Below are 15,273 nucleotides of genomic sequence, written 5' to 3' on the forward strand. Positions count from 1 at the left end.
GTGCTCCAAATGGCACGGGCGCCACGACCGAAGCCGCAGCGCCCGTCAGGTCAGGGACCTTGTCAGATGACGGGGATCAGCTTGACCGGCGCGCCGGCGCTGGTGGCGGCCGACGCCTGGAAGATGCCGATCTTGGTGTTACCGCCGGCGACGTTGGTGACAACACGGGCGGCGTTGTCCCAATATGCGACGGTCTTGCGCACGACCGCCACGGCGGCCGTCGGCAGGGTGAACACGCCGCGCGTGACGCCCTGGCCAGTGGCACCGGCTGCGACATCGGTCGAGGCGACGGAGAACTCGACGCCATCGAGAACGCCTTGGCCACTCGTGACGTTGTAGGGTGCGACAAAGCTGACGTTGTCGCCGGGGTGAACGAAGTTCTTCATGGTGGATGCTCCTTCCTATCCGGCGGCTCAGGCAGCCGGGGCGCGCTTTGCGCGGATGGCGGCGATGATGTCGGCCTTGCGGGACTTGCCGTCGAGATCGACCTCTTCCTTGTCGGCGATGACCTTGAGCTGGGCGAGGGTCATGTCTTCCAGCCCATCGGCGTCCTCGCCGTCATGATCATCGTCGGTGTCGATGACGCCTGCCTCGAGCAGCCGATCATATTCGTCGTCGGTGACCGGGATCGGCCCTTCGATCGGGTAGCGAACCTGGCCGTCGATGACACGCGGGCCCTTGAGAATAACTTCCTGCATGTTCTGTCTCCCGGTGGCGCGGGATCACCCGGCGCCCCCATTTGAGGTTGCGCCGCGGCTTAGTTGCCGGGGTTCTTGACGAGACCGCGCCAGTCGATCGCGGCCGCCCCGACATCGAGGCGAGCCTTGTTCTCGATGCCGTCGACGTCGAAGCCGACGCGCGTATCGGTGAACAGTTCTTCTTGGCCGAGCAGATGCGCCAGCACGATCGTGTCGAACGCCGCCGGGTCGGCCGCCAGGAACCACTGGTTGCCGGTGATGCGCGGCTCGACGATCAGCGTCAGCGTGGACGAGAAGTAATTCCCGTTCAGCTGCGGATCGACGAAGAACAGCTTGCGTGCCTCGGCCTCCTTCGCCGGCCCGACGATAAGGAAGGACGGCTGGATGCTGAGATAGCCGCCCTCGGCGCTCGTCTGCTGGCGCATCGCCTGCGTCGCGAGCCCGATCGAGTCGATCGTGATCGCCGAACCCGTCATCAGGTTGCCGTGCTGGGTCGAGAACAACGCATAGCCGTCCGACATCGTCGGATTGCTGATGACGATGCCCCACACCAGGTCGCTTTCGAGGTCCGCTGCCTTGCGCCCGAACATGGTCGGGATGCGGCTGAACAGCGACTGGTCGTCATTGACGATCGCCTGCCGGGTGATCGCGATGATGCGACCATAGGTCGTCAGGTTGTAGAACAGCCCGGTGTCCGTCAGGCCGCCGCGCTTGAACTCGGCATTCTCGGGAACGACCAGCAGCGACGGCGCGTCGCCGAGACCGACGAGCTGCGTCGGCTTGAAGTCGGGCAGGGTGTCGGTGCTGATGATCGGTCGGAACGTCTGCGGTGCCGCGGTGAAGGCGGCGCGCACGCGCTTGTTCGACGCGGTGGAGAGCGCATTGGCGAAGTCGCTGGTGGTCAGCGCGCCATAACGCTGCATGCCGAGTGCGGCGCCCGCAATCTCCATCCGGCCGAGGCCGCGGATGGTGACGTTGGTGCGGCCGCAATAGTCACGCGCCATCTCCATCATCGTCATGCCGCGGAACTCACGGGCGTCGGCGACGCGCTGGTCGTGGGTGCGGCCGGCGACGTCCTCCAGCCGCAGCGAAGGGTTCGCGCGGAGGGTGACCGCATCCTCCATCGCCTGCCGAAAACCTTCGCTCTCGTGTCCGGCGGCGCCGGCCCGCGCATCGATCGTATGCCGCGAGGGATCGAGCAGACGCTCGTTGACGCGCGCCAGCAGCTGCGCCTCGTTCATCGGGGTCGTCTCGTTCGCGCGGATCAGCTCCAGCGCGAAGTCGCTACCCAGCGCCGTCGATCGACCGCACAGGTCGCTGATGCGCGAAGCGGTGACCGCAGGCGCGGGGGCAGCCAGCGGCGTGACCGGCGCGTGACCGTGCGGCTCGGTACGGGTCTCGCCATTCGGCTCGACGACGACGGTCGTATCGGCCGCCGGGGTCTCCGGCGCTGCGCCGCGGTTGGCATTTGGGTGGGCGACACCGCCGCCCGGAGCGTTCCGGTACATATCATTCTCCTGGTGGGTGGTGCCGTGTGCATTGCCCGGTGCTGATCGAACCACGGCGTTCGGATCGGCGGGAACGGTGACAAAACTGGCCTCGAGCAGCTGCCACGAGACAGCGCGCCACGTTTCGAGATCGGCGGAGCCGGGAGTGGACGTGATCTGCCAGGTGGTGACCTGGTATCCGATCGAGATGGCGCGAAGCTCGCCGCGCGCGACGCGCGCTTCCAGCGCCTGCCCCGCATCGGTCTGGTCGAACTGGATCAGACCGACGAGCTGGCCGCCCTCGATACGAGCCTCGACCAGCCGGCCGACCTGAGCGCCGGTGTCGCCCTGATTGTGAGAGTCGAGGATCGGACAAACGCCGCCGGTGACCCGCGTGAGGTCGATTGCGGTGGAGCTGATCTCCAGCTCTTCGACGAAATAATAGCGCGTGACCGGCGAGCCGACGGACAGCACCGCCTCGACGGTATGGGCGGCGGCATCGTAGCTGCCGGGCGTCAGATCGAGGCTGCGCGTGCCGCGTCCGCCCGCCTGCGGTTGGCGCCGCTCCTCCGCGTCAGGCTGCGGACGCTGGCCGGGATCGTCGCGGGTCAGCATGCCGGCAAGAGCGGCGCCGGCGATGGCGCCGGCACCAACGATCGCCACAGTGCGCCCCTTCGCTGGCGGTGGCAGCGGGCCGTTCGCAGTGCGCGGCTCGGGCGCGCGCGTGGGTTCCGCCGCAGCCTCCTGCGGCGTGTCGGGCTTTTCCATGGTGGCTCCTAGTTGGCCGGTGCGGCCGTTGCGGCGGCCGGATCTTTCGCCGCGGCGTATTGGGTTGGCGGGAAGTCGCCGGCGAACACGAGCCCGGCCAGCTTGTTGGCGGCGCGATCGGTGGCGATGTCCGCGCGCAATTGGTCAGGGTCATGGCCGCGCGCGACGACGAGATTTTGTCGGCTCTCGACGCCTGCGGCCATCTCAAGAATGTCCGCCTGCACGTCGCCCATTCGGTCGATGCTCTCGAACGGCGGCGGCGCCCAGTTCATCTCGTAGGTCCGGTTCGCCATCATGCCGGCGGTGAAGGCCGCCTCCTGAAAGCGAGCCGCCACGCGGTCGAGAAACACGGGAATGATCGTGTTGAACTGGATCCGGCCGGTGGAGCGCTGAAATTCAAGGTTTCCGGCCTTGTAGCTGGAGAAGTTGACGTTCGAGAGGTCGCCGAAATGCTCGTAGGTGATGCCCGTGCCAGCCGCCGACGATAGCAATGCCAGCCGCAAAATTTCGGCTAGCCCGCCCGACGCCTTCGGATCGCCGAACCTGACGCCCTCACCGGGTGCGAGCCGGTTGATCATGCCGGGAGTCAGCGTTTCGGCTTGCAGCCCTTCGACCGGCGTCGGGGCATCGGCATCGAGGGCACCAAACAGGCGGCCCTCGTCGTCAACGCCCTGCGTGATGAAGGCCGCGAAACATGCTTCGATGTTCTTGCGGACCAGTTCCGCCTCGACGCCTTCGTCGATGTCGCCCAGCCGTTTGACGACCGTGTTGAAGACGCTGACGCCGTGGCGCTGGCCGACATACTCCTGAACGAACAGGTGGATGACGTCGGCGGCGAGGATGCGGACCGTCTGATAGCTGACCCACAGCTGGTTCGGGCGGCCCTGATAGAAGTGATAGGCGACGGGGCGGCCACGGGCGTCATATTCGACGCCGTGGACGACGCTATTGCCTTGGAAACTGGTGAGGCCAGTGGCCAGCATGCCCGCATCGAGCAGCTGGAGCCGCAACGGGACGGTGCCGGCAGCGTCCTGCAGCGAAAGCTGCTGCAGCACGATAAAGCACTCGCCCTCGCGGAACATCGTGCGGACCGCCAGTTCCTGCAGCCCATAGAAGTTGAGGCGGCCGTTCCAGTCGCAGATCTTCAGCCAGTCGTTCCACAGGTTGCGGAAAGTAGCCGGGGCCTTCTTGGGCGCGCCGGTGATGCCCCAGCCGACGGTATTGTTGACCAGCGCGGCCAGCGCCTTCCGGGCGAACGGGTCCTGTGCGACCAGTTCGAGGACGCGGCGACGGTCGACGACGCGGCCGAGGCGGGCGTCATCCGGGTTGCCTGTGTTCCGGTCCCAGTCGGCCGGCTTGCCGACAAACCGCTGGCTGACGCGCTGATCGGCGCGGTCTATCACGGTAAGGGCGCGACGCGCTGCAGCGCGTTTGACGCCCCATACCGGCGAGACAGCGCGGATCGCGCGATCGATCATGTTCATCGACGGCAAATCCGGCCGATCGTCGTTCGAAGGGCGGGCGTCACCTTTGCCGCAGCGGCGGCTATCTCGGCCTTCATGTCGTTGCGCAGCGCGCGCATGTCGGCGAGCGTCTGGTAACGAACCTTGCGGCCATCGGCATAGGTCACCTCCTGAATGCCGTTCAGCATTGCCGTACTGAGCGCGTCGAGGTCGCCCTGATTGTAAGCCATCAGCGTCCTCGTCGGTTGAGCCAGTTCGGGCTGGGCCTGGTGCGAATAAGTTGTTTGCGACTGTCGGTCTTTGCTTTGACCGGGGCGGGTCGGGCCGCGGCGACGGTTGCCGCTACCTCGTCCGGCTCGATCTCGGCCGCTGCCGGCCCGATGGGATCAGGCACCCGGAAATCCGGGGGCACCCAACGCATGTCGAGCCGCGATTGTGCGAACGGACGGCGCAGGATGGCAGCCAAAGCGTAGACGAGCAGATCCCATGTCTCGTTGCGCGGACGGATCTTCTTCCACTTGCCCTTGTCGAGCTGTTCGGCGGTGATCTCGTCGACATGCACTTCGGCGAGATTGCCCGCGAGATGGACATATCCGGGGCCAGGCTTGTCCCGGCGCAGCATCGCGTCGAGGATGTTCTTCAGCCAATGGACGTTGATCGTCCAGATGCCCGGCGAATTGCGCTTCTGGCCGCCGTTCGAGCGCTGATCCGACCGGCGGGCGGGGCTGATCAGTGCGGCCTTCGGATTGTTGCCGCCCTGCAGAAGCGTGACGCGCGTCGGGTGGATGCCGGCAGCCGCCGCCATATGCCAGAAGCCAATCGCCAGGTCGCTTTCGCCGCCGCGCGCGTCGATCGCGACGGTCAGCGCACGAACCGAGCGACCCGATCCGTCCGCCAGTTTCCATTCGCGGCTGAACAGCGGGAGCAGCGCAGACCAATGCTCCCGGTAGCGCAGCGGCTGCACCGTTGTCAGACCGTCCGAAAGGGTATCGATCGACCAGCGATCGATCAGCCACAGCTCGCGCTTTTCGCCGATGCCGATCGTCGCGCACTGGAAGCTCTTCTGCTGCACGTCGACGGTAGTGACGACGACCTTCACGCCGGCCGGGACGGTGCCGGCTTTCCAGCCCTTCTCGCGCCGGTCGAGCAGGCTCTCGGTCTCAAGCGGCTTCTCGCCCGACAGGATCGAGCGGTAGTTCACGCCGGCCTTGGTGTTCATGAACGTGCGCAGCGGCGCCTCGTCCTGCCGGGTCGCCCAGGTGCGTTGCGCCTCGCGCCATTCGCGCGCGAGGTCCGGCCAGGTCGTGAAAGCCAGCAGGCCGTCGACCCGGAAGCTGCGGCGTCGGTTGCTCGCCCCCGGCCGCGCCGGCACGAACCCTTTTCGAGGCAGCCGCGCCAGACTGTTCAGCAAGGCACGACGGTCGGCCGGATCGAGCAGGCAGCCGTTGGCGCCGCAGATCACGTGGGCGGTGCGCTCCGCCAGGTCCTCGTCGCCGGTGTCGTCGAAGCGCAGGTCGCGTCGAATGTCGATCGCCCAACGGTCGCCGCACGTCGGGCATTCCGGGTGCAGTCGCTCGTCCGTCCCGCCCTCGACGAAAGCCTCGGTCTTGCCGCCGGTTTCGTCCGCCGGGGATGACGATACGAACTTCGTGTCGCGGCCCTTGCGGGTCGTAAGACGTCCCTCGACCAGCTTGATCGCCGACCCCTGACCCGCCTTCTCCTCGGTGCCGCCGATGTCGTCGTCCATCTGGTCGAAGTCATCGAGCCAGCCGTAGCGGGCCGGCACCTGGATGAACTGGCCGGGCACTGGCCAGACCGAATAGAGGAACATGCCCTGAAATTGCTTCAGGAACATATTGTTGGCGTTGGAGAGGTCCAGCAACTTCGTTTTGACGCTGGACGTCTCTTTTATGAACGGATCGACGCGAGAAACGACGAATTTGGACGTCGCCGATCGATCCGGCTGGCACAAAAAGAAGTTATCGGGCGCCTGATCGACGACCCAGCCGAGCCAGCTGAGCCCGATCGTCGACTTGCCTGCCTGCGCCGGGCCGAGCAGGCCGACCTCGGCCGTGTCCGGATCGGACAGCGCGTCCATCACCTCGGCATGCCAGGGCAATGCATCGAGGTCGAAACTGGTGTTTTTGCGCGCCCACTGGCTGACCGTCAGCTTCTCGCGCGGCGCGACGAGGTGCGCCAGTCGGGCGAATATATGCGCGCCGGTCTCAAAGGGCGGGATCGACCACCGCGGCGCGGGCAATTGTGCTGCCGTCGCCATCTTCGGTTGCCTCGATGTCTCCCAGCGCGCCGATCCGGCGCGCGAACTCGGCGAGATCGGCCGCGACCATCGCGTCGATCTCAATTTGCAGCTGTCGCGACACGTCCGCACGCTTTGCGAGCCGCGCCGAGAAGCTCAGTTGCTGCTGCTGGTGCCAGACCAGCACTTGGCCGATAGCCGCTTCGACGCTGCCCTTCGGCACCAGCTCGCCGCGCTGGCGCGCAAGCTTGATCGCGAGGACTTCCTCTTCGAGCAGCGCCTTCCGATCGGCGAGCGTCAGGCCGGGCTCGGTCGGGCCTGCCGATAGGCCGAGATCCAGGCCGAGCTGGGCAAGGCCGGCGAGCCGCGCCCGTTCTGCATCACGCTTCCGCTCTTCGATACTCAGGACGTACCGGACCGCGGTCTCGATCTCGATCTCGTAGGCGTCGCCATTCTTCCCGCGCTTCACGATCCCGGCGAAATCGGGATCGCTCGCGATCAGCTTCCGGAGCGTCGGCTCCGACGGCATGCCCGCAATCGCGGCGAGGTCGGCAAGCTTACCGAGCATAACCGAAACCGAAAGAACAAGAGAAAACCGCCAGAAAAAACGACGTAGTCGCCTTCCCAGCGCCTTTGCACCCCGCATACGGCTCAGATGCCGGCGAAGGACCCAAAGGGGGGTGGGCCTGCCGCCGGCGCGAGGGCCGGCGGCAGGGGCGGCCCCCTACTTGCAGACCGAGCCGTCGGGCGTCGGACAGGGCGCGTTGTCGATCAGGTTGACCTGGTCGACCGGCGGCATCGACGTGGTCGAGCAGGCGGCGAGCAGCAGGGCCGAGGCGATACTGATGGATGCGATGACGATCGTGCGCATGGAGATCTCCAAGGGTCGCGAGGATCGGGGCTGGCATCGGCATCGGGCTCACCAAACGACCGCGCCCCGACCGCTGATGCGAGGCGGGGCGCGGAAGGTCTGGAGAGGATGCCGGGAAGCCGAAGCTCTGCCCCAGCCTGACAAGAAATAGCTGCTCCAGACCCCTAAAACGAACAGGGAATATTTCGCACCATGCAGATTTTAGGGGTTGCGGGATTTTAGGGTCGAAAGTCATTAGCTTACCGCGACATGCGCGCGGTTCAGCTGCATGCATATGGTCGCTATCGATCGCGAATAGCCCATGCGCAGCACGTCGTGCGTGTCGCCGGATCGCAGCCGCCGCTTCACCTCAGCCCAGTCCACCCGCGCATCTCGGCCGTAATGGAGCTTCTGCTGCAGCACGATGCCGACCAGCGGGCGCAGCCGCGCACGATCCTTCACATAGCGGATCCACTCCAGCGCCTGTTCCATGCGGTCGACCTCGGCCGCCCGCAATCCGCCGCGCGCTTTGGCCGCGCCATCCATGTCGCTCTCGATCCAGTCGGCCACTTCGCCGCCGACCTGCGCGGCCGCGTTGCGGTCACGGATGATCTGTGACCACGGCCCGTCGCCTGCGAACGGTGATCCACCGCCGCGAGTGCAGCGGTCGAGGAACCCCACCGCTTCGATCATGCGCTCTTCCACCATCGCGAATGACCAGACCATTTCCATCCTTTTGATTCTTTCTTTCTTATGATGAACAGTCGAACAGATGACGCATTATCGCGCATGCCTGCGCACACATATGGAAGTGTCCTGAGAGAAACGGTTCTAACTGTTCGGACTGTTCTTCAATGGCGCAAAATCAGTCACTTACGCGACGAACGGTTGACGAACAGACGAACAGTCTGCGCGAGCGATTTGGCGATAGTGCTGGCTTGACACTTGCCGCCCGTCGCGCCTCACTTGCCGCCACCCTTGAGAATGACGAACTGTTCGGCTCAACTGTTCGTCAACTATTCGTCGTCAGCGGATTGGCGAGGCCGGCGTAGGTCACGGCGGCATGTCGTCGTCCTCGTCCTGCCAAGCCGCACGCTCGAACTCATTGGCCGTAAACGGCTGCGCTGGGGCGGCCGAGGAGGATGCGCCGCGATCGTCGGGCATGGGCAGCGGATCGCCGCGCAGCTTCGCGCCCTTGCGCTGTTTCCGGCCCGATCGATGGCGCGGCCCGAGCATGATCTGACGATCGCCCAGCGCGCGGCCGAAGGCGGTCGAATTGAGCTTCTCGCGGTCGCTGACGCCCTCGTCCTCGCACCAGCGGGAATAATCATCGTACAGCGCCCGCGCCTCGATCACGGCCAGCGGATCAGACGTGTCGACGCGCGCGGCCATCCACTCGCCAAAAGGGTTCGCCGCGCGGCGATACTCCTCGACGGCGTCGGCGACGGCGGTCGGCTGGACCAGCCTGCCAGCCTCCAGCCACTGGCGCAGTCCCTCAAGCATCCAGTTCAGGATGCCCGGCCCCTCGCCCAGCAGGCGCGTCTCGACGCCCTTGTCGATCGCGGAGCCCTTGAATTGGTGCGGGAACAGGATGATGATGATGCGGCGCCAAATGCCATCGTCATCACCGGAGATGCGCGGGCGGCTATTGCACTCGATGAACAGCTTGCCGCGCGCTTTGAACTCGAAACTATCGCCGTAATTTGCCCGCGCCTGAATCGGCGAGCCGCCCGTAAATTGCTTGATGCGCTGCTCGTCGAGCGCGGCGCCGCGTTTCGGCTCCTGCGTACAGACGAGGCGCGTATCGCCGGCGAGCCGCACCAGGTCGGGGGTCGCGTCGGCGCCGGAGCGCTGGCCGGCCGCCATGAAGGTCTGCACATCGGCAGCGACGCCATAGCCGCCCATCAGCTCGCGCAGCACGTTCATCGTCGTCGACTTGCCGTCGCCGCCCTTGCCCTGCAGCATGAACATGCACTGCTCGACGGTCAGGCCCGACAACGCATAGCCGATCACCTGCTGGAAATAGATGCGTACCTCGGGATCGGGCAGCACGGTTGCGAGGTGTTCATTCCATTTCGGCGCCTCGGCCGCAGGATCATATTCGCACGTCATGACGCGGGTCAGGTGGTCGGCCGGATCGTGCGCCGTATCGAGCAACACCCACGGCGCGCTGTCGCCGTCGCCACGCCGGCGCGCAAAACGCAGGGTGCGGTTCTGCGTATTGATCGTCAGCAGGTTGCGGTCGAAATCGTCCATCCGACGCGTGAGATCGTCGAGGCTCTGTGCCTGGGCGAGCATCGCCACCGTTTTGCTCGCGTTCCCCGACTGGACCGCGTGCTTACGAAGATTGATGACGCGATCGGCGCGCAGATCGGTAGTGCACCATTCGCCGAAGCGCGTGCGCAGCTCGGCGTCCTCTACCTCGGCGAGCGCGGCGATCTCGTCGCGCAGTCCGCGCGCAACCTCATGCGCCTTGAGATGGGCGAGGCGCTCGCCGTCGTCGGCCGACCAGCGCCGATCGTCGTATGCGACCCAGCCCCACTCGCGCACGTGTACCAGTTTCCCGCCGGCGCGCGCAACTAGGCGCTCCGCATTGCCCAGGTCGGATAGCTCGCGCCATGCCAATGCCGCCGGGTCGACCGTCGCCATCGCAATGGCGCGTGTCGTCACGTCCCCCAATTCTGCCTCCTTACTGGTCGATGATGGCCGCGCTGGCCGCCGTGAGCGCCAGTGCCTGCCGGTAATTCTTCTCGCGCGCGGTCAGCTTGCGCGCCTTGGGCGGCGCTGGAACGGCCGGCGCCGGCAGCTCGATCGCGAAGTCGGGATCCTCGATCCCCAGCGCGGCACGGTAAACGGTGCGGATCGCCTCGCGCTCGAATCGCGTGTCTTTGTCCATCGCGCGATCGGCGACGCACGCGCGGATCGCGCGGGCATCGAAACCGCAATCCTTGGCAAAGGTGAAGGCGTTGCGGATCTCCTCGGCCAGCTGCGCGCGTTCAGCGAACAGTTGCTCGACCCGCTCGACAATCTTAGTCAGCCAGTCGACGGCAGGGTCGGGCACGGCCGGCGGCAGCATCATGCCGCTGGCGGTCGCAGCCACTCGAACTAAACGGCGTGCGCCATCCAGACCGATCGCACCGACCAGCTCCGCCGCAATATCTTCCACGGGCCGCGTCGCGCGTGCCTCATCGGGCTCTGCGGCCGCGAATCGCATCGGCGGTTCCGGCGGCTGCCAATCGGTGGCGATGCGCCGGCTGTGGGCCGTGTCGGCCTTGGGCAGCATGCTGCTCGGCGTGTCGTATTTGCCTTCGTTCCGGTTCCACGGATGAACCTCGGCGCCGACGCTCGATCCCGGCAGGGTGGCGGATGGCGGCCGCAGCACGGCGCGCCGCCCGACATGATCGGGCGCGCCGACATAGCCTTGCTTCTCCATCTGCTCGATGAAGCGCGCAGCGGAATTGTAGCCGATCCGCATCTGGCGCTGGAGCCAGCTGGTCGACGCCTTCTGGTGTTCAAGGACCAGCGCGACGGCGCGGTCGTAGTCTGGATCGGACATCAGCCGGAAGCCAATCGGTGATGCCCTGCATGACATGGGAATAACGTCCGTTGCGTGTGCATCTTGCGGCAAGCCAGCAGGGCGCGCACCATCGGCATGCAAACATCTCTGGAACGATAGCCATGACCGAACCTCGATTTGAGATCGACGAAATGAGGCGCTCCGCGCCCGATCCGCGAGGCCGCGTGTGGGTCGCGTCGGATGGCGCGCGCGAGATAAGTATCGTCGTTTCGGCGGCAATCTACGAATGGGCGGAGCAGTTGGCCTACGCGCATGCGCGGAATTACCGATTCAAGAGCCCGATAAGCATCATCGAAGACGCTGCAAATTGGCAGCTCGCGGAGATTGGCTACGAAGGCGGCGAACTGATTTTGGAAGAGGATTTTGTCCGCTAGCATTTTCATGCTGCCCTACCGAGATCGTTGAAATCCATTCCCATCGGGGGGCGAAGCGCGCGCACCGGAGCGCCGCCGGCGCGACGCCAAGCCTGCGTTGCCAGCGTCGCGCAGATCTCGGCACGCACCCCGCCGTCGATCATCACCATCTCGCGCCGGCCGCGACGCTGCGCCTGGGCGCGGATGCGGTGCGGCTTCATATCGGCGTCGACGAGGATGCGGACCTCGCCGGCATTCGGCAGCGTGAACGGCGGCGCGTCGGGATCGGATCGAATGTTCCACAGCGGTACCGCGCCTTCGGCATCGCGCATCGCGCGGCCCTGCAGATTATCGAGGCTTAGCAGCGCCAGCGGCCGACACGCGCCGAGGCCGGCCGCGTAGCTCAGCACCGTCTCGATGCCCTCGCCGGGCACGAGCGGCCCAGCGTCGGCGGGATCGGCAAGGAAACAGGCTGTCATGCGGGCGCGGCCCCACATTTTGCGCGCCTTTCGCGGTCGGCCGTCGCCGTCGAGGCCAAGATCCGCCTTCGCGCTGCCGTCGGATCGCAAATAGGTCGTATGGACGCCGAGGATCGCCCCGTCGGGAGTCGCGCGAAGCGGCGCGACCATTGCCGGTCGCGATCGCATGCCGTCCGGAGATCTGCCGACACGCCAGGGGGTGACCGGACAGCCACGCAGGAAGAACAGGCGATCGAGCGCCCCGCCGATGCGCGCGGGGTCGATCCCACGTGCGGTGAGCCATGCCTCGACGATCGTGCCGCGCGCCGGCCGCATATGCTCAGCGATCCACGATGCGACGACCGCGCTGTCGACCAGCTCGCTCTGCGGTTCCTCGCTGCGGGTGCGCTGGGCGCGCTCGCGCTCGATGCGTGGTGCCTCTCCAGCCAGCACGCGCGCGGCGGCGGTGCGATCGGGATGGCCGCCCAGCTCCATCTCCAACGCGACGCTGTCGCCGGTCGCACCGCAGGAGAAGCAGTGCCAGATCGGGCCGGGATCGTCGGCGAGAAAGGTGTCGCGCCCATCGCACAGCGGACAACCGCCACGCGCCTTGTTCTTGCCGGCGCGATGCAGTTTCCCGCCATGCTGGCGTGCGACCTCGGCCGGCGCCACCTGGCGCGCACGATCGAAGAGCGAAGGCTGATCGATTACGCTCATCGTGCCGCCGTCAGGGCGGGCGGGCAGAGCGGCGGGATTGCCGGCGGCGCCATCAGCCGCGCCACCCGTTCGCCTGCCGCCATTCGGCGAAGCCGATGTTCAGCAGCGCTGTTACGAACACGTCGAGCGGCTGATCGCGCTCGCGGGCGGCACGAATGATATCGGCCGAGATGAAGGGCTTGCGTCCCTTGGCGAATGCAGGGTGCGGGGCTTCCACCCGCTGCGACGGCGCCTTGGCGCGCGCCGTCTCTGCCTCCGCCGGTACCGCAGGCAAGGGAGCAACCTGCGGCACCGGATCGGGCGGGGGCGCCGGCATGTCCGGTGCCGGCGTGCTGATCGGGGCGCGAGCTATGCTCCGCGAGGCGTCGGCCGATACCGACGCGCTGGGGGCCTTTCGAGCCGTTCCAGACGCCCCCTGGGGAATTGATTTGGCAGATCCGACCTGCACGCCAGGCGCAACCAGCACCCGAATCTTGCGATCGGCGCCGCTGCCATCGATCGCGATCAGGCCCTCCGCCGCCAGCTCGGCAAGAATGTCGCCGGCCAGCGCGACGCTGCCGAAATTGAGCCGGGTCATGATGGCGCGATCACCGGGCACCGGCCGGCCGTCCTCCTCGCAGTCGCGAAGCCAGCCGATCAGGACACGCCTGCTGAAGGTCGAGAAGCTCATGCGGTTTTCCAGTCCAGCCAGCCGAGGACGGGCGGGCCGCAATGGCCTCGCTCCCAAACGAACCATGCGAAGGCGATCACGCCGCCACCCTGTTCGTCGGGACCGGCTAGCCGGCCGCGCGCGATTGGCACGCGGCGCGACATGATCCAGGCTCGAGCAAGCGGCGTCGTCGGAAACCAGCGGCCGCGATCCTGCCCCTCGAGGAAGGCCAGCCGCAGGAAGAGCGCGACCTTTCCCGTGGTCAGCTGCAGCGCGCGATCCACGAACTGGCTGGCCCAGCGGAACGGCGGGTTGGTGACGATGTTCGGCGCTCGCGGCGCCCACTCCATCAGGAAATCGCGCCCGCCTTCGCCATAACCACGGTCGATCAGGTCGGTGCTGATCACCGTGTGGCCGGCAGCCTCCAGCACGCGCGACATGGCGCCGTCACCGCATGCCGGCTCCCATATCGGCCCGTCGAATCGCTCGACCGCCAGGAGTGCCGTCGTTGCGGCAGGCCACGTCGGATAGAAGTCATGCGTCTCGCGGTTGGCGGGATCGTCCCGCTGCCCGCGCGCGAACGCCTTGCCGGCGGCCGCTGAGGGCGCGCTCATGCCGCCCTCCGCTCGATGCGGGAAAGCTGGCGCTTGAACCGATCGATCTCAGTCGAGGTCAACTCGCGCTGGCGCGACGACTGCTCGATCTGCGCCACGCGATTGCGATCGGCCGCCAGATGAAGCGGCTGGTCGCCGGGAAAAGCGACCCGCTCCAACACGACGAACCCGCGGATCAGCGACGTGCTGGTGGTGAAGGCGAAGTCAGAAGCCTTGGTGCGCGCATAATGCGCTGCGGCGTTGCTGACGCTGGCCTGCGCCAGGTAGGGCTGACGCCCGTTAAGCGCGACGACCAAGCGATCGCCGACCTCGAGTTGCCCGAAGTCGTATTTGCGCGGGCGGCCCATCAGCGGGCACCGACCGGGGGCACCGCGGTGCTGGCGCCCGTTTCCTTGACCGTGATGATGCGCGCGCCCGAGGCTGCATCGACGATGCGGCTCTCGATAAAGCCCGCATCGACCAGCTTCTGCAGCTGGTAGCTGGCGTTGATGACCCCGGCCAAGCGTGCCAGCACTCGGTTCTGCGGGCACGGCTGCCGGGTTCGGGCGCAACGTCGGATGACGCTCATCACACGCGCCATGTCGCCATCGAGACGCACGCGGGTCTGGCGCGGATCGCGGCCGACCGCGGCGCGGGCAGGCCGAAGCCGCTGCATCCGATATTCGATCATGCCGTTGGGCAAGCGCTTCTGAGCTAGGGCGACATAGCCGAGGGCTTGCAGCTTGCGGGCGCGGGCTGCGCCCGACGATCGCGGCGGCAGATGCCAGCCGACCGAATAGACCAGCTGATCGCCCGCCTTGGCGGTCCCGCACCAATCGCGTATTGCCGAGGCGTCCAGCGTGAAGCTCTCATATGCCGGCATCGCTCCCGCGATCATCGGCGCCGTTCCCCCCATCATCGTCATGCCGCCTGTTCGATCAGTTCATCGAGTGCGCCTCGCGCATCGCGGAGGAAGGGAAGGATCGCGCGCAGCTCGACCTTGGTCGTTTCGACGCCGCCGTCGCTCGATGGATGCTGGGTGGCGATCAGGCGGTGGAGCGCCTCGGCCAGCTCCAGCGGAGCGTTCTTCGGACAGGCTGATTGGCCGGCGCGAGGAACGCCACGGGCACCGCCCAGCGCGTAGAAGGGATCGATCGATCCCACGCCAAACTCATGCTCGATGCTGGCTAGCGTGACGCCGTCGAGGTTCGTCGCTTCCGTGCGCGCGTTCTTGACGGTCCCGGCAGAGCATCCGATCCGCTCCGCTAGCTCGGCATCGGAGAGATCGTGATCGGCCTGAATGCGAAGCACGATCTTCTTAGTCGCACCGCGATAGGACTTTGTGGTCGGGCGCGCCGGGCGAGCCAAGACATTGGCGCCCGTCATGCCGTAACGCTCTCGGC

Annotated in this window: 18 protein-coding genes and 1 pseudogene; 1 reads left to right on the top strand and 18 read right to left on the bottom strand. The window is 66.6% G+C overall.

The genetic code is table 11. The features are described from left to right. Positions 1 to 62 precede the first annotated feature (62 nt). The 12 genes and pseudogenes from K8P63_RS18060 to K8P63_RS18115 all read right to left on the bottom strand — a co-directional run. Positions 63 to 386, bottom strand: coding sequence for a DUF2190 family protein (locus tag K8P63_RS18060; RefSeq protein WP_223797374.1), 324 nt, complete (start codon positions 384 to 386; stop codon positions 63 to 65). A gap of 27 nt (positions 387 to 413) precedes the next feature. Next, positions 414 to 698, bottom strand: a complete 285-nt coding sequence (locus K8P63_RS18065) for a hypothetical protein (protein ID WP_223797375.1) — start codon at positions 696 to 698, stop codon at positions 414 to 416. Between the two features lie 59 nt (positions 699 to 757). Beyond that, the gene (locus K8P63_RS18070) at positions 758 to 2,953 is read right to left on the bottom strand and encodes a prohead protease/major capsid protein fusion protein (protein WP_223797376.1); all 2,196 of its coding nucleotides are present in this window, start codon (positions 2,951 to 2,953) and stop codon (positions 758 to 760) included. A gap of 8 nt (positions 2,954 to 2,961) precedes the next feature. Continuing rightward, positions 2,962 to 4,437, bottom strand: a complete 1,476-nt coding sequence (locus K8P63_RS18075) for a phage portal protein (protein ID WP_223797377.1) — start codon at positions 4,435 to 4,437, stop codon at positions 2,962 to 2,964. Further along, positions 4,434 to 4,646 (bottom strand): phage head-tail joining protein, encoded by a 213-nt coding sequence (locus K8P63_RS18080; RefSeq protein ID WP_223797378.1) that lies wholly within the window; start codon positions 4,644 to 4,646, stop codon positions 4,434 to 4,436. The genes K8P63_RS18075 and K8P63_RS18080 overlap by 4 nt, the downstream gene beginning before the upstream one ends. Further along, a complete protein-coding gene (locus K8P63_RS18085) occupies positions 4,646 to 6,694 on the bottom strand; it encodes a terminase gpA endonuclease subunit (RefSeq protein WP_223797379.1) in 2,049 nt (682 codons plus the stop codon). Before K8P63_RS18085 ends, K8P63_RS18080 begins: the two co-directional genes overlap by 1 nt. Continuing rightward, positions 6,642 to 7,241 (bottom strand): hypothetical protein, encoded by a 600-nt coding sequence (locus K8P63_RS18090; protein WP_223797380.1) that lies wholly within the window; start codon positions 7,239 to 7,241, stop codon positions 6,642 to 6,644. The genes K8P63_RS18085 and K8P63_RS18090 overlap by 53 nt, the downstream gene beginning before the upstream one ends. Positions 7,242 to 7,397: 156 nt before the next feature. After that, positions 7,398 to 7,544 (bottom strand): hypothetical protein, encoded by a 147-nt coding sequence (locus tag K8P63_RS18095; protein ID WP_223797381.1) that lies wholly within the window; start codon positions 7,542 to 7,544, stop codon positions 7,398 to 7,400. Positions 7,545 to 7,778: 234 nt separating this feature from the next. Next, on the bottom strand, positions 7,779 to 8,249 hold the full coding sequence (locus tag K8P63_RS18100; RefSeq protein ID WP_223797382.1) for a hypothetical protein: 471 nt from the start codon (positions 8,247 to 8,249) through the stop codon (positions 7,779 to 7,781). A 327-nt stretch (positions 8,250 to 8,576) separates the two neighbouring features. Then, positions 8,577 to 10,193 (bottom strand): DNA primase family protein, encoded by a 1,617-nt coding sequence (locus K8P63_RS18105; RefSeq protein ID WP_223797383.1) that lies wholly within the window; start codon positions 10,191 to 10,193, stop codon positions 8,577 to 8,579. Between the two features lie 19 nt (positions 10,194 to 10,212). Beyond that, entirely contained in the window at positions 10,213 to 10,806 is a 594-nt protein-coding gene (locus K8P63_RS18110; RefSeq protein WP_317629375.1) for a DUF2312 domain-containing protein, read from the bottom strand. A gap of 90 nt (positions 10,807 to 10,896) precedes the next feature. Then, positions 10,897 to 11,055 (bottom strand): annotated as a pseudogene (locus tag K8P63_RS18115) (DNA translocase FtsK); the annotation flags it as partial. Between the two features lie 146 nt (positions 11,056 to 11,201). Between K8P63_RS18115 and K8P63_RS18120 the strand changes: the two are divergent. Beyond that, positions 11,202 to 11,474 (top strand): hypothetical protein, encoded by a 273-nt coding sequence (locus K8P63_RS18120; RefSeq protein WP_223797384.1) that lies wholly within the window; start codon positions 11,202 to 11,204, stop codon positions 11,472 to 11,474. A 5-nt stretch (positions 11,475 to 11,479) separates the two neighbouring features. On the opposite strand, the gene K8P63_RS18125 is transcribed toward K8P63_RS18120, so the two are convergent. The 6 genes from K8P63_RS18125 to K8P63_RS18150 are packed head-to-tail and all read right to left on the bottom strand — an operon-like array spanning position 11,480 to position 15,256. Continuing rightward, positions 11,480 to 12,628 carry a DUF7146 domain-containing protein gene (locus K8P63_RS18125; protein WP_223797385.1) on the bottom strand — a complete coding sequence of 383 codons (1,149 nt, stop codon included), beginning with the start codon at positions 12,626 to 12,628 and terminating at the stop codon, positions 11,480 to 11,482. 52 nt (positions 12,629 to 12,680) lie between these two features. Beyond that, entirely contained in the window at positions 12,681 to 13,298 is a 618-nt protein-coding gene (locus K8P63_RS18130; RefSeq protein WP_223797386.1) for a hypothetical protein, read from the bottom strand. Then, a complete protein-coding gene (locus K8P63_RS18135) occupies positions 13,295 to 13,891 on the bottom strand; it encodes a hypothetical protein (RefSeq protein WP_223797387.1) in 597 nt (198 codons plus the stop codon). Before K8P63_RS18135 ends, K8P63_RS18130 begins: the two co-directional genes overlap by 4 nt. Then, complete coding sequence (locus K8P63_RS18140) at positions 13,888 to 14,238, bottom strand: hypothetical protein (RefSeq protein ID WP_223797388.1); 351 nt, start codon at positions 14,236 to 14,238, stop codon at positions 13,888 to 13,890. Before K8P63_RS18140 ends, K8P63_RS18135 begins: the two co-directional genes overlap by 4 nt. Continuing rightward, positions 14,238 to 14,795: a hypothetical protein gene (locus tag K8P63_RS18145; RefSeq protein ID WP_223797389.1), complete on the bottom strand. Its 558-nt coding sequence runs from the start codon at positions 14,793 to 14,795 to the stop codon at positions 14,238 to 14,240. The genes K8P63_RS18140 and K8P63_RS18145 overlap by 1 nt, the downstream gene beginning before the upstream one ends. After that, positions 14,792 to 15,256, bottom strand: coding sequence for an XRE family transcriptional regulator (locus K8P63_RS18150; RefSeq protein WP_223797390.1), 465 nt, complete (start codon positions 15,254 to 15,256; stop codon positions 14,792 to 14,794). Before K8P63_RS18150 ends, K8P63_RS18145 begins: the two co-directional genes overlap by 4 nt. Between the last annotated feature and the right edge of the window lie 17 nt (positions 15,257 to 15,273).

This window comes from Sphingomonas nostoxanthinifaciens (genome assembly GCF_019930585.1).
GTDB classification, from domain to species: domain Bacteria; phylum Pseudomonadota; class Alphaproteobacteria; order Sphingomonadales; family Sphingomonadaceae; genus Sphingomonas_I; species Sphingomonas_I nostoxanthinifaciens.

Coding starts and splice junctions, on each gene's coding strand:
- K8P63_RS18085 (WP_223797379.1), bottom strand. CDS start 6,694: ATGGCGACGGCAGCACAATTGCCCGCGCCGCGGTGGTCGATCCCGCCC.
- K8P63_RS18065 (WP_223797375.1), bottom strand. CDS start 698: ATGCAGGAAGTTATTCTCAAGGGCCCGCGTGTCATCGACGGCCAGGTT.
- K8P63_RS18145 (WP_223797389.1), bottom strand. CDS start 14,795: ATGACGATGATGGGGGGAACGGCGCCGATGATCGCGGGAGCGATGCCG.
- K8P63_RS18095 (WP_223797381.1), bottom strand. CDS start 7,544: ATGCGCACGATCGTCATCGCATCCATCAGTATCGCCTCGGCCCTGCTG.
- K8P63_RS18110 (WP_317629375.1), bottom strand. CDS start 10,806: ATGCTGCCCAAGGCCGACACGGCCCACAGCCGGCGCATCGCCACCGAT.
- K8P63_RS18125 (WP_223797385.1), bottom strand. CDS start 12,628: ATGAGCGTAATCGATCAGCCTTCGCTCTTCGATCGTGCGCGCCAGGTG.
- K8P63_RS18075 (WP_223797377.1), bottom strand. CDS start 4,437: ATGAACATGATCGATCGCGCGATCCGCGCTGTCTCGCCGGTATGGGGC.
- K8P63_RS18135 (WP_223797387.1), bottom strand. CDS start 13,891: ATGAGCGCGCCCTCAGCGGCCGCCGGCAAGGCGTTCGCGCGCGGGCAG.
- K8P63_RS18140 (WP_223797388.1), bottom strand. CDS start 14,238: ATGGGCCGCCCGCGCAAATACGACTTCGGGCAACTCGAGGTCGGCGAT.
- K8P63_RS18080 (WP_223797378.1), bottom strand. CDS start 4,646: ATGGCTTACAATCAGGGCGACCTCGACGCGCTCAGTACGGCAATGCTG.
- K8P63_RS18120 (WP_223797384.1), top strand. CDS start 11,202: ATGACCGAACCTCGATTTGAGATCGACGAAATGAGGCGCTCCGCGCCC.
- K8P63_RS18100 (WP_223797382.1), bottom strand. CDS start 8,249: ATGGTCTGGTCATTCGCGATGGTGGAAGAGCGCATGATCGAAGCGGTG.
- K8P63_RS18150 (WP_223797390.1), bottom strand. CDS start 15,256: ATGACGGGCGCCAATGTCTTGGCTCGCCCGGCGCGCCCGACCACAAAG.
- K8P63_RS18130 (WP_223797386.1), bottom strand. CDS start 13,298: ATGAGCTTCTCGACCTTCAGCAGGCGTGTCCTGATCGGCTGGCTTCGC.
- K8P63_RS18060 (WP_223797374.1), bottom strand. CDS start 386: ATGAAGAACTTCGTTCACCCCGGCGACAACGTCAGCTTTGTCGCACCC.
- K8P63_RS18070 (WP_223797376.1), bottom strand. CDS start 2,953: ATGGAAAAGCCCGACACGCCGCAGGAGGCTGCGGCGGAACCCACGCGC.
- K8P63_RS18090 (WP_223797380.1), bottom strand. CDS start 7,241: ATGCTCGGTAAGCTTGCCGACCTCGCCGCGATTGCGGGCATGCCGTCG.